This is a genomic window from Paracoccus aurantiacus, assembly GCF_007993065.1.
In the GTDB taxonomy this organism is placed as follows: domain Bacteria; phylum Pseudomonadota; class Alphaproteobacteria; order Rhodobacterales; family Rhodobacteraceae; genus Paracoccus; species Paracoccus aurantiacus.
The window spans coordinates 41,132-60,913 of the sequence record NZ_VOPL01000004.1; the positions used below are offsets into that span (position 1 = coordinate 41,132).

The window sequence follows — 19,782 nt, forward strand, 5'->3', positions numbered from 1 at the left end:
TACAAGGCGGATCTCGGTGATTGCGCAAAAACTTGTGGATAAGCTGCCTATAGCCCCCATATCTTGCGGTTTTGGTTGACTCGGGCGTGCGTCAGCCGGACAATCGCGGAAAACAGAACCGATTCAGGGGCAACGGGGGCAGCAGCGTGAAATTCGACCGGCTACGGCTGAACGGCTTCAAATCTTTCGTGGACCCGACTGATCTGATCATCCGCGAAGGGCTGACAGGCGTGGTGGGACCGAATGGCTGCGGCAAGTCCAACCTGCTGGAAGCGCTGCGCTGGGTCATGGGCGAAAACCGTCCCACCGCCATGCGCGGCGAGGGGATGGAGGATGTGATCTTCGCCGGCACCTCGCGCCGTGGCGCGCGCGCGCATGCCGAGGTGACGCTGGCCATCGACAATAGCGAACGTCTTGCACCGGCTGCGGTGAATGACGCCGACGGCATCGACATCGTGCGCCGGATCACGCGCGATGCCGGGTCTGCCTACAAGATCAATGGTAAAGACGTGCGGGCGCGCGATGTGCAGATGCTGTTCGCGGACGCCTCGACCGGGGCGCATTCGCCGGCATTGGTGCGGCAGGGCCAGATTTCCGAACTCATCAACGCCAAGCCCAAGGCGCGGCGGCGAATTCTGGAAGAAGCGGCGGGGATTTCCGGCCTTTACGCCCGCCGCCACGAGGCCGAACTGAAGCTGAACGGGGCGGAAACCAATCTGACCCGTGTCGATGATACGCTGGATCAACTGGCAACGCAGGCGGCATCGTTGTCGCGGCAGGCACGCGCGGCCGCCAAATACCGAGAGATCGGCGCGGCGCTGCGTCAGGCGGAAGGTGTGCTGCTGTATCGCCGCTGGGCCGAAGCGGACAGCGCCCGCGAGGCGGCGGCTGAAGCTCTGCGAGATGCCGTCAAGGCCGCGGCAGAGGCCGAGGCCGCGGCAAAGCGGGCGCTTGCGGGCCGTGAGGCGACCGAGGCCGCGCTTCCGCCACTGCGGGAGGAAGAACAGATCGCGGCGGCGCTGATGTCACGCGCCATTGTGGACCGCGAGGCTTTGGACGAGGCTGAAGCGCGCGCAGAGGCCGCGATAGCCGCCCTTCGTGGACGTGTTGCGCAATTGGCCAAGGACATCGACCGGGAAGGCCAGCTGAACCGCGACGCGGCGGAAGTCGTGGATCGCCTGAAATGGGAACGGCGGGAACTGGAAAAGGCCGGCGAAGGTCAGGCCGACAAGCAGGATGCCGCCGCCAAAGCCGCGGATGAGGCCGCGGATGCGTTGCGTCAGGTCGAAGCCAGGCTGGCGGAGCTGACCGATGAATCGGCGCGTTTGACCGCGCAGGCGCATTCCGCCGAAAGGCTGGTTGCCGACCTGACTGCCATGCGCGACAGGGCAGAGCGCGCTGCCGGCGAATCCGAAGCGGCTGCCAGCCGGTCCGAGGCAGCAGGCGCTGAGGCGGAGGCTGCGTTGAAACAGGCCGAGGCCGCTCAGCAAACTGCAGCATCCGCTGCCGAAGCGGCAGAAGCAGCGCTGGCAGAGGCGGAGCAGATCCGCAGCAGTTCCGAAAGTGCGGAAGCTGCTGCCCGCGCCGCCCGCGCAGAGGTTGAGGGCGAGACGGGTGCGCTGAAGGCCGAGATGGCGGCACTGGAAAAGCTGGTGGCGCGGGGGGGCAGTGATGGCACGTCACTGCTCGATCAGGTCCGGGTCGAAAAGGGGTATGAGGTGGCGCTTGGCGCTGCGCTTGGCGATGATCTGACGGTGGGGCTGGCCAAGGACGGCTCTGGCTGGGCCGATCTGCCGGATTATGACGACGCCGCACCCTTGCCAGCTGGTGCCGAAGGACTTGCCGCGCAGGTTAACGCGCCGGCCCTGCTGGCGCGGCGACTGGCACAGATCGGCGTGATCGCGGATGCGGCAAAGGCGGATGCGATGCAGCCCGCGCTGCGTCCCGGCCAGTGTATGGTGACGCGCGACGGCGGGCTGTGGCGTTGGGACGGAATGCGCGTCATGCCGGGCGAAGCATCGTCATCCGCTGCGCGACATCTGGAACAGGTCAACCGGCTGTCTGAAATGCGCCTCGTCGCGGCCGAAGCCGTCGCCCGGGCCGACAAGGCCATTGCCGCACATGATGCATCGCGGGCCAGGCTGGCCGACGCAGGCGCAGTCGAAAAAACTGCGCGCGAGGCCCGGCGTGACGCAGAACGGGCGCTGTCTGACGCGGCGCGTGCCGCGACGCGCGCGGAAAGCGATTTGTCCATGGCGCGGGCCCGGTCTGAATCGGCGCGAAGCGAATTGAAGCGTCACCGCGAAGATGCCAGCGACGCCCGTGCGCGGCTGGCCGAGGCAGAGCGTCAGCTTGCTGCCTTGCCTGATCGCGGGGCGGCGGCTGCGGCGGTCGAGGCTGCGAAAACCGGTGTCGAGGCCGCGCGAATCGCGACCATGACGCGGCGCGGCGCGCTGGATGAGTTAAAGCGTGACGCCAACGCGCGCACCCGCCGTCTTCAGGAAATCGCCAAGGAAGAATCGGGCTGGACGTTGCGGCTGGAACAGGCCGGTACGCGCGCGGCGGAACTGAATGGCCGCCACGACGCGACACAGGCCGAACTGACGGAAGCAGAGCGTCAGCCCGGCCTTCTGGCCGAAAAGCGCGGCAGCCTTCAGGCGGCAGAGGAATCCGCCGGTGACCGGCTGGCCACGGCGCGCGCCGTGCTGGGCGAGACCGAGGCGCGTTTGCGCGATGCCGCCATGGCAGAGCGCGAGGCGGAACGCACCGCCTCGGAATCGCGCGAGGCACGCGCCGCACGCGAGGCGAAGGCCGAAGCCGCGCGTGATACGGAAGCGGCGGCGCGGACCCGGATTTTCGAGGAGACAGAGGCGACCCCGCAGGCATTGCTGGAAAGCCTTGGCGAAGCCGATACCGAGATGCCAGCCACTGAACTGGAGGACAAGATCGCGCGGCTGCGCGCCAACCGCGACGCGCTCGGCCCCGTCAATCTGCGTGCCGAAGAGGACAAGCGCGAGCTGGAGGAAGAGCGAGGCAAGCTCGCCGGCGAGAAAACCGATCTTGAGGAGGCGATTCGCAAGCTGCGCGCCGGCATCGGCAGCCTGAACCGCGAAGGGCGCGAACGCCTTCTGGCCGCGTTCGATACGGTGAACAGCAACTTCACCACCCTGTTCACCCATCTGTTCGGCGGCGGCGAGGCCAAGCTGGTGCTGGTCGAATCTGACGATCCGCTGGAAGCGGGGCTGGAAATCATGTGTCAGCCGCCGGGCAAGAAGCTGTCGACCCTGTCGCTGCTGTCGGGTGGCGAGCAGACGCTGACGGCGCTCGCGCTGATCTTCGCGGTCTTTCTGGCCAACCCTGCGCCGATCTGCGTGCTGGACGAGGTCGACGCACCGCTTGATGACGCCAATGTCAGCAGGTTCTGTGACCTGCTGGACGAGATGACGCGGCGCACCGATACGCGGTTTCTTATCATCACACACCATGCCGTCACGATGTCGCGGATGGATCGGCTGTTCGGCGTCACGATGGTCGAACAAGGCGTCAGCCAGCTTGTCAGCGTCGATCTGAAACGGGCCGAACAGCTTGTGGCTTAGGCCAGTTCTGCCGCGGCGAGTTCGGCAATCTGCAGGTCGATCCTTGCCAAGGGATCGTTGTCGGCGATGAACCATGCTGCCGACAGCCCTGTCCACGCAAGGATCCACTGAAGCAACCGTCTGCGTTCCAGCCCTGCCGCAGCCGTGACGACATCCAGTCGCCTGTTAAAGATGCCGGGCAGGGTCGCCACCGGGCGCGCCGGGTCTGACAGGTCGGGATTGGTGAAGATATTCGCGAAATCGAAGCCCCGCTCTCCGCACAGGCCGTGCGGGTCGATGGCCAGCCAGCCGTCGCTGCCGAAATCGAGGATGTTGTCATGATGAAGATCACCGTGCAGCGCTGTCTGATCGCGAGGGTCCGCGAGCAGGGTCGATGCGGTGTTCCAGGCCTGCGCCAGCAGACCGCCCTGAGTGGCGGCGGCGACTTCCAGATCGCGAAACCATACTGTCAGGGGCATAAGCGCGGGCGGATTCGCGCGTTTGCGGTGCAGTCGCGCGGCCGTTTGGCAGATGATGCGGCTGGCCTCGGCATCCCTGCCGTCGCGGGCCATTTCGGACAGCGATTGCTCGCTGTCTGCGCGCGCCAGTAACAGCGCGCCGCCCTCTCGGGCCAGCACGGGCGCGGCACCATCGCCAGCCCACCACTCCATCATCCTGGCGCCCCGTAATTCGGCAGGTTCTTCGGTCAGCTTCAGCATTGCCTTCCGGCCGTCATGGCGCACCGGCAGCAGAAGGGCGTGATGCGTCGTCATGACCGGACCGTCCGGCGACAGGTGCCAGCGGGCCAACCATGGATCGGGTGAAAGGTGATCGCCTTGCTTCATCCCGTGGCAACGCGGATCAGCGGGTGCTGTTCCCGGCGAAGGTCGCAGAAAGCCACTGCTCGGCAACTGCTCTTGTGACGCTACTGCAATGGGCGTAGGTCGGGCCGAACTGATTTTCAGGAGACGCAGAATGAAGCTCAACGTCATTATCACCAGCACCCGGCCGGGCCGGAACGGCGAACCTGTCGGCGAATGGTTCTTTGAATACGCCAAGGCCAAACCCGGCGCGTTTGACGAAGTGATCCTGTCTGATCTGGCGCAGATCGACCTGCCGCTTCTGGACGAGCCGAACCACCCGCGCGCGCAGAAATACACGAAGGAACATACCAAGAAATGGGCCGAAATCGTCAACGGCTCTGACGCGTTCGTGTTCATTCTGCCCGAATACAACTATGCCCCGCCGCCGGCCTATTTCAACGCGATCGACTATCTCGCGCTGGAATGGAACTACAAACCGGCAAGCTTCGTATCCTATGGCGGTGTTTCTGGCGGGATGCGATCGTCACAGGCGGCGAAGGAAATCCTGACCACCGTAAAGATCATGCCGATTCCTGAACAGGTTGCGGTGCCGATGGTCTTTGACCACCTGAAGGACGGGGCTTTCAACGCGCCGCAGATCGTGCAGGACAGTGCTGACACGATGATTGCTGAACTGGGCAGATGGGCGTCTGCGCTGAAGCCGCTGCGCTGATAATGTGCTTCCCCTTCCGCGCCGAACCGGCTTAGGATCGGCGCGGAAGACGACCGGAGCCTGATATGTCCCATGAAGAACGCCTGAGGGCGCTGAACATTAGTCTGCCCGAGGCGCTCGCGCCGGTCGCGAATTACGTCCCTTACGTGCAAACCGGAAATCTGCTGTTCGTTTCGGGCCAGATCTCGTCGGATGCGAACGGGCTTGTGACCGGCCGTCTCGGCGCGGACCTGGACAGTGCCGCCGGCGCTGCCGCCGCGCGGCGCTGCGGTCTTGCGCTGTTGGCGCAGGCGCGCGCGGCGACCGGATCTCTCGACCGGATCGTCAGGGTCGTCAAGCTTGTCGGCTTCGTCAATTCGACCAATGATTTCAGCGAACAGCCCGAGGTCATCAACGGCTGTTCGGATCTTATGGTCGAAGTGTTCGGCGATGCCGGTCGCCATGCCCGCGCAGCCGTGTCGTCAAATGCTTTGCCGCGCGGCGTGGCCGTTGAAATCGAGGCAATCTTCGAGGTGGCATCATGAATCTGCATCCCGACTTTATCCGGCTGCCCATCGCCCATCGCGGGCTGCATTCGCGCGGAGTGCCGGAAAATTCGCTCGCATCCTTCCGGGCGGCGATAGAGGCAGGTTATGGGATCGAACTGGATATCCAGCCCGCCGCCGATGGCACGCCGATGGTGTTTCACGACTACGACCTGACGCGCATGTGCGGCGACGAAGGCTTTATCAGCGACATGGATCTGGACGACCTGGAGGCGCTGCGTCTGTCCGAAAGCGACGAGGGCATCCCGACCCTTGCGGAAACGCTGCGCGAGGTGGCTGGCCGGGTGCCGCTGCTGATTGAGATCAAGGATCAGGACGGCAGGCTGGGCGCGGCCATCGGCGAGGTGCAGGATCGGGTCGCCGCGCTGCTGAAAACCTATGAAGGACCGGTCGCGGTCATGTCGTTCAACCCCAACGCGGTCAGGGCGTTCAACGAGGCTGCACCGGATGTTGCGGCAGGACTGACAAGCTGCGCCTTTCCCAAGGAGGATTGGCCGATGCTGGATGAAGAAACCCGGAACAGCCTTGCCGCGCTGGAGGATTACGCCCGCAGCGGCGCGAGCTTCGTGTCCCATGACTGCCGCGATCTTGAAAATCAGGCCGTTGCAGATCTGAAGGCGGGCGGGGTGCCTGTGCTGTGCTGGACGGTGCGGTCCGCCGAGGATGAGGCAGTGGCGCGGCGCGTTGCCGACGGCATCACCTTCGAGAACTATCGCCCCTGACGGCTGGGTGAAGGCTGACTTATGGCGACGGTTTCCGAACTTTACGATGCCCGCGTTCGGGATGGGCAACTGAAGGATGACGCGGCGCAGCGCGCGGTGCTTCCGCTGCTTGACGCAATCGCGACCGACCTCACCGACGCAGCTGCGCCAAAGGCCAGTTCAGGCGGCTGGCGCGGTCTTTTCGGCGGAGGGCGGCCAGAGCCTGCGCCGGGCGGCGCGCGCGGTTTGTATCTGTGGGGCGGTGTCGGTCGCGGCAAGTCGATGCTTATGGATCTGATAATGGAAGCCGCGCCGATCCGGGCCAAGCGGCGTGTGCATTTTCACGAATTCATGCAGGAAATTCAGGCCGGCCTGAACGAAGCGCGCAAACGTGGCGATCAGGATGCCGTAAGGCCGGTCGCCGAACAGGTTGCCGCCGGCGCAAGGCTTCTGTGTTTCGACGAAATGCAGATCACCGATATTGCGGATGCGATGATCGTCGGCCGCCTGTTCGAAGTTCTGTTCGAGCGCGGGGTCTGCATCGTCACCACGTCGAACCGGGTGCCCGAGGATCTTTACAAGAACGGCCTGAACCGCCAGCTTTTCCTGCCCTTCATCGCGCTTATCCGCGACAGGCTGGAGGTCGTCGCGCTCGACAGTCCTCGCGACCACCGGCAGGGTCGGGCAGGCGGCGATCAGGTCTGGTTCAGCCCCCTGAACCGCGATACCCGCCTTGCCGTCGATAAAATCTGGACCGACCTGACGGGTGGCGAGGCGGCGCCTCCGCTCGTGCTGGAGGTGAAGGGCCGCAAGGTCGAAATTCCGCATCATTTTGGGCGGGCAGGGCGCGCCAGCTTCTGGGATCTGTGCTCGCGCGCACTTGGTCCTGCCGATTATCTGGCAATCGCGAACGCGCTCGATCTGCTGGTCATTGACGAAATCCCGCAGCTTTCTTCGTCCAATTTCAACGAGGCCAAGCGCTTCGTGACCCTGATCGATGCGCTTTACGAGGCGAAGGTGCGTGTCATCGCCTCGGCCGCGGCAGAGCCCGAACGGCTTTATGTCGAAGGCGAAGGCAGCTTCGAATTCGAGCGCACGGCCTCGCGATTGCGAGAGATGCAGGATGCCGGGTGGGGCGCCGGAAAGTCGGGCGACTAACCGTTTTCGCGCAGGACCGTGCCGGCCAGATAAAGCGATCCGCAAATCAACAGGCGCGCGCCGGGATAAGCGGCGGACAGCTCTGCCACGGCAGACGCGACATCATCGGCAATGCCGGCATCGAAACCGACCGAAGCCGCGACATCGCGCGTTGTTTCTGCGGGCAGGGTATTGGCCTCACCAGGGATCGAAACCGCCAGCAGCGACTGCGCCTGACCTGACAGCGGGCGCAGGTAACCCGCGATATCCTTGGTGTTCAGCATGCCACAGACCAGATGCGTCGGCTTTCGCGGCAGTTCGGCCAAAGTCGCCGCGATGGCCTGCCCCCCAGCCGGGTTATGCCCCCCGTCCAACCACAATTCGCAGCCATGACGCGCCGCGATGTCGACAAGCGGGCCGCACGACAGGCGCTGCATGCGGGCCGGCCATTCGGCGCGGGTCACTGCTGCGAGCGCCTCGGGCGCGCCAAAGCCGAGCGCGCGCAGGGACGCGATGGCAGTGCCGGCATTGTCGATCTGGTGCGGGCCGCGAAGGTTCGGGCGCGGCATGTCGATGAGGCCATTCTCATCCTGAAAGACCATCCCGTCGCCCTCTGGCGCTGAATGCCACTGCTGACCACAGGCCATGACCGGAACGCCCAGCCGAGCGGCACGGTCTTCGATCACCGACAGCGCGGCCTCGTGCTGACGCGCGATTACGGCGGGCGCGCCGCGCTTCAGGATACCCGCCTTTTCGGCAGCGATTTCCGCAAGGGTCTCGCCAAGGTATTGCGTATGGTCGATGCTGACTGGCGTGATGACCGTCAGGGCCGGATCGGCCACCACATTGGTCGCGTCCAGCCGCCCGCCAAGGCCGACTTCAAGCAATGTGTAATCCGCCGGATGACGTGCGAAGGCCAGAAAACCGGCGGCAGTAGTCAGCTCAAAAAAAGTGATCGGGCGACCGGCATTCACGGTCTCGATCTCTGTCAGGATATTTGAAAGCGCATCCTCGGGGATCAGGTTACCGGCCAGGCGGATACGCTCGTGAAACCGCGCCAGATGCGGCGAGGTATAGACGTGGACGCGCTTCCCTGCCGATTCGAGACCGGCGCGGATCATCGATACCGTCGAGCCCTTGCCATTCGTTCCGGCGATATGAACAACCGGCGGCAGGCTGTCCTGCGGATTTCCCAGATCGTCCAGAAGTCGGAACATCCGATCCAGCGACAGGTCGATCATCTTCGGGTGCAGCCCCATGACCCGCTTCAGGATGGCGTCAGAATGATCCATGACCGGGCAGGAACGCGTCAAGCCTTCGGGGCAGGGGGTGCGGGCACGGCGGGCGTGGCCGCCGCCGGGGCGGGCAGTTCGCCCATCACGGCGGGGGGCTGACCAGTCAGCATGCGAAGGATAACGATCAGTTCTTCACGCAGGTCACCGCGCTTGGTCACGCGGTCGAGCATACCGTGTTCCAGAAGATACTCTGCCCGCTGAAATCCCTCGGGAAGCTTTTCCCGGATGGTCTGCTCGATCACGCGCGGCCCTGCGAAGCAGATCAGCGCATTCGGCTCGGCAATCTGGACATCGCCCAGCATCGCGTAGGATGCCGTGACCCCGCCAGTCGTCGGATGGGTGAGCACGACCACATAGGGCAAGCCCGCCTCTTTCAGCATTTCGACCGCGACGGTCGTGCGCGGCATCTGCATCAGGCTGAGGATGCCTTCCTGCATGCGCGCACCGCCAGCGGCGGAAAACAGCACCAGCGGCCGCTTCAACTCGACCGCGCGTTCGGCCGCCGCGATGATCGCGTTGCCGACATACATCCCCATCGAGCCGGCCATGAAGCTGAAATCCTGCGCCGCCGCAACAATCGGCGTGCGACCGATCTCGCCCTCGGCGACGAGCATCGCTTCCTTCTCGCCTGTGGATTTCTGCGCGGCTTTCATCCGTTCGGGGTATTTCTTCTGGTCGCGGAACTGCAGCGGATCGGCAACAGGTTCCGGAACCGAAACCTCGCGGAAAATGCCCGCGTCGAACAGCGCGGCAAACCTTTCGCGGGGGAAAATCGGAAGGTGGTGGCCGCAATTTGTGCAGACCTGAAGGTTGTCCGCAAGTTCGCGGTGGAACAGCATGGTTCCGCATTCGGGGCATTTGGTCCACAGATTCTCCGGCACTTCTCGCCGCGAAAACAGCGAGTTGATGCGCGGGCGGACATAGTTCGTGATCCAGTTCATCTGCGGTAGCTCCCTGAGCGTGGGTCGCAGGACAGATAGGCTGGCTGACGTCGAATTGCAATTGCGGCGACGCGTTGCGCAGGGTTTGATGCCGCTTCATGTGGATGTCGTTTTTGCTTGGCCTGAACTATGTTGCTGCGGCGCTCGTGGTTATTCGCGTGCTGATGCGGTCCCAAATGCAACCATCTGTCAGGCTGGCATGGATCATGGTCGTCGAGGCGCTGCCGTTCATCGGCATTCTGGCCTACCTTCTGTTCGGCGAGGTCCGTATCGCGCAGGCAGAGCGTCAGAAAACCGCCGACATCCGCGCCCGGCTGAGCGGCATCTGGACACCAAGCCCGCACGCTGTCAGCGACCCGCCCGAATGGATTGCCGGGATCGCTGCGACGGCGCATTCGGTGGGTGGTATGGTGCCGGTTTCCGGGAACGTTATCGACCTGCTGCCCGAGGGTGACGATGCCTTTGACCGCATGATCCGGGCCATCGACGAGGCGACCGATCATGTCCATGTGCTGTTCTATATCTGGCTGGACGACGGGACCGGGCAGCGGATCGCCGCTGCGCTGCGCATGGCGGCACAGCGTGGGGTGTCCTGCCGCGTGGTGGTGGATGCTGTCGGTTCGCGCGGGTTCGCGCGTTCCGCATCGTGGCGTCAGATGGAAGCCGCCGGGGTAGCACTGGTCGAGGCGATGCCGACGGGCTATTCGGTGCTGCGCGCACTGACCCGACGGCTTGATCTGCGTAATCACCGCAAGATCGTGCTGGTGGATAACCGGATCGGCTTTACCGGCAGCAGAAATGCTGCGGACATGGCTTTCGCCGTCAAGCAGCGCTACGCGCCCTGGATCGATGTCTGGTTTTCGTTCGAGGGGCCGATTTTGCGGCAGATGCAGGGTGCCTTTCTTGCCGACTGGATGAGCTATACGGGTGCCGATCTTGGTGACGAGATCCTGGCAGCCGTGCCCGCCGTTGCAGATCCGGGTGCGATTGCGCAGGTGGTCGCGACGGGACCGGACCGTCGCGCCGGCAGCGTATCGGACTGTATCGTGGCGATCCTTGCCGCGGCGCGCGAGCGGGTGATGATAACCACGCCCTATTATGTGCCGGACACATCGCTGGACACTGCCATCCGCGCCTGCGCGAGGCGTGGTGTGGAAGTCACCATGATCCTGCCGGAGCGGAATGATTCGCTGCTGGTCGGCGCGACCTCGCAGGGGTTTTATCTTGGACTTTTACGTTCTGGCGTGCGGCTGATGCTTTTTCAGCCGGGCCTGCTGCATGCAAAGCTGATTACGGTTGACGGGCGGGTCGCCATGCTGGGCAGCGGCAATCTGGACCGCCGCAGCTTCGAGCTGAACTACGAGATGAACGTTATCGCCGCAGGTCATGACGTCATTACCGCGATAGACACGCGACAGGCCAGCTATGTAGCCCGTTCGCGCGCACTGACGCTGGCCGAGGTCGAGGCATGGCCGCGCTGGCGGCGCATCGTCAACAATACGCTGGCACTGGCGACACCGCTTCTATGATCGGCAATTGCGTCACCTTCGACGGCTGCGTGTCGTCTCAGCGCGCGGGTTGCGCGTAAACGGCGGCCCAGAAAACGATCTTTCCGTCCGCGGCGACCGCCTTGCCGATCCCGAAATCGCGCAGGCCGGCGATCATCATGTTCGAGCGGTGGCCCGGCGAGCTTGACCATTCAGACATGACGCGCCCCAGATCGAAGCGGCCACCGGCAATATTTTCTGCGGCGAGACGGGGTTTGTAGCCGCGCTGTTTGACCCGGCCCATCGGTCCTTTGCTTTTCCCACCTGCATGCGTCAGTGTTCCGCGCTGTGCCATGTCGCAGGCATGCGACTCGGCCGAGCGTTGCAGGCGCGGGTCGGTGCGCAAGGGTGCCAGTCCATGCTGCGCCCGTGATGCGTTTGTCGAGGCAAGTGCCGTGGCCGCATCGGCGGCGGCGGTCTGCAGGCACTGCGCGCGGCCCGCCGAGGCCACGTAGATATCCTCGTGTCCATCCGTCCGCACGATCCCCTTCGGCAGCCGCGGAGACAGGGTCGAGGTCCGTGCCGTGAGTTCTGGTTCCGCAGGCGTTTGCGGGCCGCAGGCGGTCAGGCCCAGGCTGGCGGTGAAAATCAGCCCGGCGGCTCGCAGAATATTCATTTCAGATTTTCCCGTTTCAGTTGATTCGCGTTAAGCGTGTATTTTGATAACCTGAAAACCCCTAAAGTCGAGTTAATCCGCGCAATCACGCGCTTGCTCCTTCGGACCGGCTTGATTATGCCGAAGGACGTTGAAACGACCGGGAACCAGCGGCAAAAAATGGCCTTCCGCCTCAGACATTGGATTGAGCGAATGCAGCGCCTGCGCGCCGAGGAGCAGTGGGCGCGCCTAAGCGCGGGCGCGCTTCGCCTTCGCCAGTCCCGTCTGGGCGGTCTCCGGGACGAAGCGATGTCGCTGCGCCGCCATCTTGACCGTTTCCTGACCCAGTCCGACCGCCGGGTCGCAAGCGCGCGCGCCGATATCGACCGGGTGCCGCTGCCCGGCGGCACCGATTGGCGATGGCGACCCGATTTCATGGTCGTCCCGGTCAGTCCCAGCGGCGTGGCTGCGCCCGAAAATGCCAGTCGCATCGCCGAAGGGGTCGCCGTCTGGCACGATTGCCCTGAGCGCGCGCTGATCCTGAGACAGGTGCGGAACACGCGCGCTGGCGAATTGGCGGCCTATGGGTTGCAGGTCGAGGTGATGGGCTTCGGCGGCAGCTTCATGTCGCTTTCCATCGACCTTCCGCGCGACGCCCTGACCAACCTGACGCGCGACCACATCATCCGTGTCGAAACGACGATCGAACCAGAGGCGGGCACCGAACTTTATTATCGGCTGAATATCGGCAATGGCCCTAACACCGAAGAACTGCTGCGCCATGTCGGCGAGCTGCAGGCGGGACGCATGGCCCATCTGGTTACCGAATTTGACCTGGCGCAGACGCAGATGAACGAGAAGCGGCTTGAAAAGATATGGCTCGACCTGATCGTCGAGAATCCGCGTATGACGGCCGTAACGATCCGGGAGATGATCCTTTCGCGCCATCCCCGCGCACATATCTGATCGAGTGACAAAGAGGCAGGCGTGACCATGTCCGAATTCGAATCCTACGGTGTGACCGCCGGCATCTGGTCCGGGCGTCTGCTGGCCGACAATGCGCCCGCGCGCATCCGTCTTTTCCATCTCGCCGCGCCGGTCGCCGAAGCGCAGGTCCTCAGCGATGGTCCCGGCGCATGGAAGGTCGAGGTCGCAATTCCGCCGCACTGCCTGTCGGACGGAATGCAGAGCCTGATTCTGATGAGCGACGACGGTCAGGATGAGGCGCTGTCGCCTTCGGCGCGGCATCTGGCAACGCTGACGTTGGTTGCTGGCGCGCCGCTCGATACGGATCTGCGTGCAGAGATCGACCTGATCCGTGCGGAATTGGACCTGCTGAAGCGCGAATTTCGCCGTTACGCTGCCGCGCGTACCTAGTGAACGAAGTAGCTGTAGCCGCCGATGTCCCGAAAGCCCATTTCGTCATAAAGTGAAAGCGCGGGGGCGTTTTCGGACGTAACCGCAAGCGCCAGAGTGTCGCAGCCTTGGCCAGCGGCCCAGAACGCCGCTTCGCGCAACATCCATCGCGCCAGCCCCTTGCGGCGCAGCGATGGCAGCACCTCAAGCGCGTGAAGAATCGCCAGCGACTCACCTGCGGCGACGAATCCGACAGCGGCGGCGCGATCCTCGATCCGGCCAAGAAGCGCCACCTTGGGCAGCGTTACCCGCGCCATGATCGCCTGACGCGCTGCGCCGATCCCCTGTTCGGTCCACAACTCGCGCTGGATTGCGAGCGGGGGCCAGACGGCAAAGCAGGTGACGCGAGGCACCGGCGTATCGGTCAGCGCGCCCAGATCGGCACAGAGCAGCCGCGTCGGCGTATGGCGACGAAATCCACGCGACTGCAGCGCGGCGCGCAGGTCTTCGGCCTCGATGCCCTGACCCTCGCTTAGGCGAAAGGCGGGCGGCTGTCCCCAGCTTCGCTGGATTTCAATCGCTTGGCCGATATCATCCATGTTCCACTCGGTCGAAACAAGCCGCGCCGAGCTGACGCGCATTCCGCCGCCTTCGCCCCGACCGATGCGAAACGCACCGGCGACGGCGTATTCTGCGGCAGGCCAGCTTGCCTCGAACGTTCTGTCAAGCGGGGTATCGGCAGCGATCACGCGCTGATCCGGCCCTTGAGTTCAGCCATCGCCGCAGCCACGCGATCCTGATCCAGACCGCGGACGACCAGCATGGTGCCGAATGTGCCGTCGCGGTGCCAGGGATACGAGCCGAGAGAGAGGTCGGGATAAGCTTCAGCGACGGATTTCAGTTCTTCCGCGACCTCGGATTCACCACGATGCAGGTCCAGCGACTCGCTTACAGGCGGACGCCCGGTCGGCAGTTCGGGCAAAATCGCGTCAACCATGGCGCGGAAAACCTCGGGAACGCCGGCCATGACGTAGGTATTTCCGATATGGAAGCCGGGCGCTGCGCTGTAGCTGTTCGCGATCAGCTTTGCGCCGACGGGAATGCGCGCCATGCGGGTGCGGTTGCCAGTGACCGGGACACCTCGCGCTTCCCAGCGGGCGCGCATGACGGCAAGCGCCTCCTCATTCATCTCGATTCCGGTGCCGAATGCCTCGGCCACGGAATCGGCTGTCACGTCGTCATGGGTCGGCCCGATCCCGCCCGAGGTAAAGAGAAGGTCGTAGCGCCCGCCGAGCGAGCTGTCGAGTGCGCGAATGGCTTCGACGATCAGGGGCTGTTCGTCCGCGACGACCCGGATTTCCTTCAGGTCGATACCGACCGCGCTCAGCACGCCTGCAAGGTGGTGCGCATTCCCCTCGCGCGTGCGGCCCGAGAGGATCTCGTCGCCGATGACCAGAATTGCAGCAGTCTTGTTTTCCGATAGCATGGCAACCTCCATTCGCGCGGACAAGTTACGCCCGCTATGGCCGATGAACAAGCAGGGCTGGAACAAGCGTGCCGGCATGGTTATGTCGGGGCGAAAGAAAGGGTTGGCGATGAAAGACGGTTCTTTGACGCGCGAGGGCATTCGCATTCACCAGTCGGGCGATTTTGCCGGAATGCACAAGGCCGGGCTGCTGGCGGCGCAGATCCTTGATGAGGTGGGTGATCTGGTTCATCCCGGCGCCACCACGGGCAGTCTTGATGACTTTATCCGCCAGCGGGTCGAGGATGCCGGCGCGACCTCGGCCACCATTGGCTATCGCGGGTATCAGCATGCAAGCTGCATCAGCGTCAACCATGTCGTCTGCCACGGCATCCCCGGTGACAAGCTGCTGAAGGATGGCGATATCCTCAATATCGACGTCACCGTGATCGTTGACGGATGGTACGGCGATACCAGCCGGATGTATGTCGCCGGGAAACCTTCGATCAAATCCGCGCGTCTTATTCAGGTGACGCATGATGCACTGATGAAGGGCATCGAGGCGGTGCGTCCGGGCGCGACATTCGGCGATATCGGTTGGGCTATCCAGGAATATGCCGAGGCGCAGCGTATGTCGGTGGTCCGGGATTTCTGCGGTCACGGCCTAGGGCGTGTGTTCCATGCGCCGCCGAACGTGCTGCATTTCGGGCGTCCGGGCAAAGGGCCGGTGCTGGAAGAAGGCATGTTCTTCACCATTGAGCCGATGATAAACCTCGGTCGGCCCGAAACCAAGGTGCTCGCCGATGACTGGACGGCGGTGACGCGCGACAAGTCGCTTTCGGCGCAATTCGAACATTCGATCGGCGTCACTTCAGATGGCGCAGAGATATTCACGCTCTCGCCGGCAGGAAAATTCTTCCCGGACCTTGGCTGAACATGTATCTCGGGCTCGATGGCGGCGGAACAGGGTGTCGGGCCGTCCTGACCGATGACAGCGGGCAGATCATCGGTCGCGGAACAGGTGGGCCTTGCAATATCATGTCTGATCGGGACGGCGCTGTCGCTGCCCTGACCGAATGCGCCGCCGAGACCCTGGCCGGGCGCGATCCCGCCGGCGTGACTGCGGTTCTTGGGCTGGCCGGGGTGAATACGTCCGGCGCGGGCGATTGGTTGCCACCATTGCTGCCCTTCGGACGCAGCCGCGTCGTTCAGGATGCGATGACCGCCGCATATGGCGCGCTCGGCGATAGTGACGGGATCGTCGCGGCGATGGGGACTGGCTCTATCTTTATTCGCAAGCTGGGTGATGCGATTACCACGATAGGCGGTTGGGGGCCGATCCTGGGCGACGAGGGTTCGGGGAACTGGCTGGGCCGGCGCTTCCTGTCCGAAGTGTTGCGCGCCGGCGACGGCCTGACCGGCCAGACGGTGCTGACCCGCCAGACCGAAAGCCGCCATGGCGGACGCAACGGCATCGTTGCCTTCGCGCGCGATGCGCGTGCGTCGGATTTCGGGGCCGAAGTCGCGCATCTTCTTGCGGCGCGAGATGATCCAGTCGCCATCCGGGTCCTGTCCGAGGCGGCAGAGCTTGTGGCGGTTTCGATTGCTGCCATCCAGAAGGATGAGTTGCTGCCTGTCACCTTCACCGGCGGTCTGGGCACCGTTTATGCCGCGTTGCTGAAAGGCCGCTGGCCGCAGCGCGAGCCACTTGGCAATCCGCTGGACGGGGCCTTGCGCATGGCGCGAACCTGGGCCGCGGACGGAAGCAGAGCGAGAGCTGAGTTTTGACTAAAATGCGCGGTGCTTCGCAGTTGCCTCGAATCGAGGTTTCAGCATAGATCAGGCGAGTGACCAGAAGGTCAGGACCATAGGATTTCGCGCGGTGACTCTGGGGTGCGCGGGGGCGAAGGGGTTCTGGCATGGTCGCCGGAACCCCTTTTCCAGTTTGGTTGCTTCGGGACGCTGCGGCACGATCCTGCCTTACATCTGCGCGAGGATCATATCGGGGGCTTGACCTGCCGCTTTTGCGGGCAGAGAAGCCCGGCATGAAGCTGTCTGATTTCGATTTCGACCTGCCCGAAGGGCTGATAGCGACGCGGCCCGCCAAGCCACGCAGCGCAGCGCGCTTGCTGCTCGCCCAAGGCGGCTGGATCGCAGACCGGCATGTGTTCGACCTGCCCGAAATCCTGCGTCCGGGCGATCTTCTGGTCCTGAACGATACCAAGGTCATTCCGGCACGGCTGACCGGTCATCGGCAGCGCGAGACGGCGCAGGGAACAGTCTCGGCCCGGATCGAGATAACGCTGCTTGAGCCCGCGTCATCCGGGTGGCGCGCGCTTGCGAAACCGCTGCGGAAGCTCAAGTCCGGCGAGATCATTCGCTTCGGCGATGCGCTGTCCGCGCGCGTCGCCGAAATGTCCGAGACAGATCTGGTGCTGGAATTCGATGCCGAGGGCGATGCACTTGATGCTGCGCTCGACCAGGTAGGGGCGATGCCCTTGCCCCCCTATATCGCTGCGCAGCGCGTGCCTGACGCGTCAGACCGCACTGACTATCAGACAGTCTGGGCGCGCAAGTCCGGTGCGGTCGCAGCGCCGACGGCCAGCCTGCATTTCGATGAGGACCTGCTTGCGAAGCTGCGCGAGCGAGGCGTGCGTTTCGCGCATGTGACCCTGCATGTCGGGGCGGGTACCTTCCTTCCGGTCAAGGTTGACGACGTGACAACCCACAAGATGCACGCGGAATGGGGCGAAATCACACCAGAGGCTGCTTCGCTGATAAACGATGCCAAGGCTGGCGGAGGCCGCGTGATCCCTGTCGGCACCACGGCGCTGCGGCTGATCGAATCGGCGGCGCAGCCGGATGGCACCCTTCGCCCATTCGCGGCCGCCACCGACATTTTCATCTATCCTGGTTACCGCTTCCGCGTGGCCGATGCGCTGATGACCAACTTCCATTTGCCGAAATCGACGCTGCTTATGCTGGTTTCGGCGCTGATGGGACAGGACCGCATCCGCGAGATCTATGACCATGCTGTCCAAGGCGGCTACCGCTTCTTTTCCTATGGCGATGCGTCGCTGCTGATCCCCGAGAGAGACGAATGATTACGGTTCTTCGCACCACATGGCCGCTGCTTCTGGGCGTGATGCTGCTGCTGGTCGGCAACGGGATGCAGGGCACGCTGCTGGGGATCCGGGGCGGATACGAAAAGATTTCGACAGATCACATGGCAGTTGTCATGTCCGGCTATTTTGCGGGGTTCCTGCTGGGCAGCCGACTTGTGCCGGGAATGATCCAGCGGGTCGGACATGTGCGGGTGTTTGCGGCGCTCGGCTCGCTCATTTCAGCGGTGCTGATCCTTTACGCCGCGGTGCCGCACTGGCTTGCCTGGGCGTTGCTCCGGGTGCTGATCGGTTTCTCGTTCTCGGGCGTCTATATCACGGCGGAAAGCTGGCTGAACGCCTCGACCACGAACGAGAATCGCGGCCAGGCCATGTCGGCCTATATGATCGTGCAGATGATCGGTCTGGTCAGCGCGCAGTTCCTGATAAACTTCGGCGATCCGGGCGGCTTCATGCTGTTCATCGTGCCGTCCGTGCTGGTTTCGCTGGCCTTCACGCCGATTCTGCTGTCGGCGCAACCGGCACCGGCATTCGGGGCGCTGAAACGCATGAGCTTCAAGCGGCTCTACGACGTTTCGCCCCTTGGCTGTATCGGCATCTTCGTCATGGGCGGTGTGTTTTCTGCGCTGCTCGGCATGACCTCGGTCTGGGGCACAATCAAGGGGATGAGCGTCCGTGACATCTCGGCCATCGTCGCCGCCGTCTATCTGGGCGGGCTGGTCGCGCAGTTTCCCATCGGCTGGCTGTCGGACCGCATGGACCGGCGCGTGCTTGTGCTGCAGCTTCTGATCCTCGGGATCGCTGCGATTTCCTTTCAACTGGCGATCGACCCGGGCATCTGGGGCACGCTGGTCGTGGCGGCAATTGCGGGTGGCGTTGCCAACCCGGTCTATGCGCTGCTGCTGGCACATACCAACGACTATCTGGACGCTGACGACATGGCGGCGGCCTCGGCAGGGTTGCTGTTTCTGAACGGGCTGGGGGCAATCGGCGGGCCGCTGATTGTCGGGCGCATGATGTCTGTTTTCGGGGCGAGCGCTTTCTGGGTCTTTATCGGCCTGCTGATGTCGGCGCTTGCAGGCTATACCGGGTGGCGCATGACGCGCCGTGTGGCACTTGCGCCAGAGGCGATGGGCAACTTCGCCGTCATCACCCCTGCCGCGACCCCGCTCGCGGTCGAAACCGCGCTTGAGGCCGCGCAGGATGATGCCGCCGCACAGCCAGAGCATCCCGCGACCGAAGACCTCGCCGCCGCCGATTACGAGGCCGGCGCGCCCGAGGATGTCGATCACGCAAATCCTCAGTAGCGACGATACCTGCTTGCACCTGCGCCTCGCTGCTGCAACCATAAGGGCGCAAGTGGGGGGAGCAGCGATCATGACGCCGGATGACGTAACCTCGTTCTGGCTGGACGAGGTGGGCGAAAAGGGTTGGTACAACCCCGGCCCCGATCTTGACCAGACGATCCGCGACCGCTTTTCGGAAGCATGGGAGCGGATTGATACCCTCGTTTCCGAATGGCCCGACGGCCCCCGGACGTCACTTGCCTTGCTGATTCTGTCGGATCAATTCCCGCGCAACATGTTCCGTGGCGATGCGCGCAGCTTCGCCACCGACAAGCTTGCCCGGCGCATCGCTGACCGCGCGATCGCCGAAGGGCACGATCTGGCAACACCCGAACCTGCGCGACAGTTCTTCTACCTTCCCTTCGAACATTCCGAGGATATGGGGGATCAGAACCGCGCCGTATCGTTGTTTCAGGAACGCATGCCCGGCGAGAACCTGCAGCATGCGAAGCTGCATCGCGATACCATCCGTCAGTTCGGCCGCTTTCCCTGGCGAAACGAAGCGCTCGGGCGCGAGACAACGCCGCAGGAGCGCAATCTGCTGGAGGCGGGCGGTTATGCCGCATTGGTCAAGGGCAGTGTCACGCTTGCTGACGCTGGGTAATTGATTTAACGCTGAAC

19 protein-coding genes are annotated in these 19,782 nt (G+C 63.9%); 13 read left to right on the top strand and 6 right to left on the bottom strand.

Going from position 1 to position 19,782, the window contains the following annotated elements; translation table 11 throughout:
* The first annotated feature begins 146 nt into the window (after nucleotides 1-146).
* Nucleotides 147-3,596 carry a chromosome segregation SMC family protein gene (locus FQV27_RS10705; RefSeq protein WP_147098260.1) on the top strand — a complete coding sequence of 1,150 codons (3,450 nt, stop codon included), beginning with the start codon at nucleotides 147-149 and terminating at the stop codon, nucleotides 3,594-3,596.
* On the opposite strand, the gene FQV27_RS10710 is transcribed toward FQV27_RS10705, so the two are convergent.
* The gene (locus tag FQV27_RS10710; RefSeq protein WP_246133073.1) at nucleotides 3,593-4,384 is read right to left on the bottom strand and encodes an aminoglycoside phosphotransferase family protein; all 792 of its coding nucleotides are present in this window, start codon (nucleotides 4,382-4,384) and stop codon (nucleotides 3,593-3,595) included. The two genes, FQV27_RS10705 and FQV27_RS10710, sit on opposite strands and share 4 nt — an antisense overlap.
* A gap of 166 nt (nucleotides 4,385-4,550) precedes the next feature.
* On the opposite strand from FQV27_RS10710, the gene FQV27_RS10715 reads away from it, so the two are divergent.
* The 4 genes from FQV27_RS10715 (at nucleotide 4,551) to zapE (ending at nucleotide 7,515) form a co-directional block, all read left to right on the top strand.
* Nucleotides 4,551-5,111, top strand: a complete 561-nt coding sequence (locus tag FQV27_RS10715) for an NADPH-dependent FMN reductase (protein WP_147098264.1) — start codon at nucleotides 4,551-4,553, stop codon at nucleotides 5,109-5,111.
* A 65-nt stretch (nucleotides 5,112-5,176) separates the two neighbouring features.
* The gene (locus tag FQV27_RS10720; protein WP_147098266.1) at nucleotides 5,177-5,635 is read left to right on the top strand and encodes a RidA family protein; all 459 of its coding nucleotides are present in this window, start codon (nucleotides 5,177-5,179) and stop codon (nucleotides 5,633-5,635) included.
* The gene (locus FQV27_RS10725) at nucleotides 5,632-6,378 is read left to right on the top strand and encodes a glycerophosphodiester phosphodiesterase family protein (protein ID WP_147098268.1); all 747 of its coding nucleotides are present in this window, start codon (nucleotides 5,632-5,634) and stop codon (nucleotides 6,376-6,378) included. Before FQV27_RS10720 ends, FQV27_RS10725 begins: the two co-directional genes overlap by 4 nt.
* A 21-nt stretch (nucleotides 6,379-6,399) precedes the next feature.
* Nucleotides 6,400-7,515, top strand: coding sequence for a cell division protein ZapE (gene zapE / locus FQV27_RS10730; protein ID WP_147098270.1), 1,116 nt, complete (start codon nucleotides 6,400-6,402; stop codon nucleotides 7,513-7,515).
* Here zapE and FQV27_RS10735 read toward each other — a convergent pair.
* Nucleotides 7,512-8,786, bottom strand: coding sequence for a bifunctional folylpolyglutamate synthase/dihydrofolate synthase (locus tag FQV27_RS10735; protein WP_147098272.1), 1,275 nt, complete (start codon nucleotides 8,784-8,786; stop codon nucleotides 7,512-7,514). The genes zapE and FQV27_RS10735 overlap by 4 nt on opposite strands.
* Before the next feature lie 17 nt (nucleotides 8,787-8,803).
* Nucleotides 8,804-9,730 carry an acetyl-CoA carboxylase, carboxyltransferase subunit beta gene (gene accD, locus FQV27_RS10740; RefSeq protein WP_147098274.1) on the bottom strand — a complete coding sequence of 309 codons (927 nt, stop codon included), beginning with the start codon at nucleotides 9,728-9,730 and terminating at the stop codon, nucleotides 8,804-8,806.
* 98 nt (nucleotides 9,731-9,828) lie between these two features.
* Between accD and cls the strand changes: the two genes are divergently transcribed.
* Complete coding sequence (gene cls / locus FQV27_RS10745) at nucleotides 9,829-11,259, top strand: cardiolipin synthase (protein ID WP_147098276.1); 1,431 nt, start codon at nucleotides 9,829-9,831, stop codon at nucleotides 11,257-11,259.
* A 37-nt stretch (nucleotides 11,260-11,296) separates the two neighbouring features.
* Here the strand turns inward: cls and FQV27_RS10750 are convergent, their stop codons facing one another.
* On the bottom strand, nucleotides 11,297-11,893 hold the full coding sequence (locus FQV27_RS10750) for a CAP domain-containing protein (RefSeq protein ID WP_147098278.1): 597 nt from the start codon (nucleotides 11,891-11,893) through the stop codon (nucleotides 11,297-11,299).
* A 159-nt stretch (nucleotides 11,894-12,052) separates the two neighbouring features.
* Between FQV27_RS10750 and FQV27_RS10755 the strand changes: the two genes are divergently transcribed.
* Together FQV27_RS10755 and FQV27_RS10760 are read left to right on the top strand one after the other, a co-directional pair.
* Nucleotides 12,053-12,838 carry a DUF6478 family protein gene (locus FQV27_RS10755; protein WP_147098280.1) on the top strand — a complete coding sequence of 262 codons (786 nt, stop codon included), beginning with the start codon at nucleotides 12,053-12,055 and terminating at the stop codon, nucleotides 12,836-12,838.
* A 27-nt stretch (nucleotides 12,839-12,865) separates the two neighbouring features.
* Nucleotides 12,866-13,249 (top strand): hypothetical protein, encoded by a 384-nt coding sequence (locus FQV27_RS10760; protein ID WP_147098961.1) that lies wholly within the window; start codon nucleotides 12,866-12,868, stop codon nucleotides 13,247-13,249.
* Here FQV27_RS10760 and FQV27_RS10765 read toward each other — a convergent pair.
* Both FQV27_RS10765 and FQV27_RS10770 read right to left on the bottom strand, forming a co-directional pair.
* Nucleotides 13,246-13,977, bottom strand: coding sequence for a GNAT family N-acetyltransferase (locus FQV27_RS10765; protein ID WP_246133075.1), 732 nt, complete (start codon nucleotides 13,975-13,977; stop codon nucleotides 13,246-13,248). The genes FQV27_RS10760 and FQV27_RS10765 overlap by 4 nt on opposite strands.
* Nucleotides 13,974-14,714 (bottom strand): competence/damage-inducible protein A, encoded by a 741-nt coding sequence (locus tag FQV27_RS10770; protein ID WP_147098283.1) that lies wholly within the window; start codon nucleotides 14,712-14,714, stop codon nucleotides 13,974-13,976. The genes FQV27_RS10765 and FQV27_RS10770 overlap by 4 nt, the downstream gene beginning before the upstream one ends.
* 109 nt (nucleotides 14,715-14,823) lie before the next feature.
* Here FQV27_RS10770 and map point away from each other — a divergent pair, with 109 nt between their 5' ends.
* The 5 genes from map to FQV27_RS10795 all read left to right on the top strand — a co-directional run bounded on the left by map (nucleotide 14,824) and on the right by FQV27_RS10795 (nucleotide 19,765).
* The gene (map, locus tag FQV27_RS10775; RefSeq protein ID WP_186827281.1) at nucleotides 14,824-15,627 is read left to right on the top strand and encodes a type I methionyl aminopeptidase; all 804 of its coding nucleotides are present in this window, start codon (nucleotides 14,824-14,826) and stop codon (nucleotides 15,625-15,627) included.
* A gap of 2 nt (nucleotides 15,628-15,629) precedes the next feature.
* Nucleotides 15,630-16,481 (top strand): glucosamine kinase nucleotide-binding domain-containing protein, encoded by an 852-nt coding sequence (locus FQV27_RS10780; protein WP_246133076.1) that lies wholly within the window; start codon nucleotides 15,630-15,632, stop codon nucleotides 16,479-16,481.
* A gap of 257 nt (nucleotides 16,482-16,738) precedes the next feature.
* Nucleotides 16,739-17,797 carry a tRNA preQ1(34) S-adenosylmethionine ribosyltransferase-isomerase QueA gene (gene queA, locus FQV27_RS10785; protein WP_147098287.1) on the top strand — a complete coding sequence of 353 codons (1,059 nt, stop codon included), beginning with the start codon at nucleotides 16,739-16,741 and terminating at the stop codon, nucleotides 17,795-17,797.
* The gene (locus FQV27_RS10790) at nucleotides 17,794-19,122 is read left to right on the top strand and encodes an MFS transporter (protein WP_147098288.1); all 1,329 of its coding nucleotides are present in this window, start codon (nucleotides 17,794-17,796) and stop codon (nucleotides 19,120-19,122) included. The genes queA and FQV27_RS10790 overlap by 4 nt, the downstream gene beginning before the upstream one ends.
* 70 nt (nucleotides 19,123-19,192) lie before the next feature.
* On the top strand, nucleotides 19,193-19,765 hold the full coding sequence (locus tag FQV27_RS10795; RefSeq protein WP_147098290.1) for a DUF924 family protein: 573 nt from the start codon (nucleotides 19,193-19,195) through the stop codon (nucleotides 19,763-19,765).
* Nucleotides 19,766-19,782: the final 17 nt, after the last annotated feature.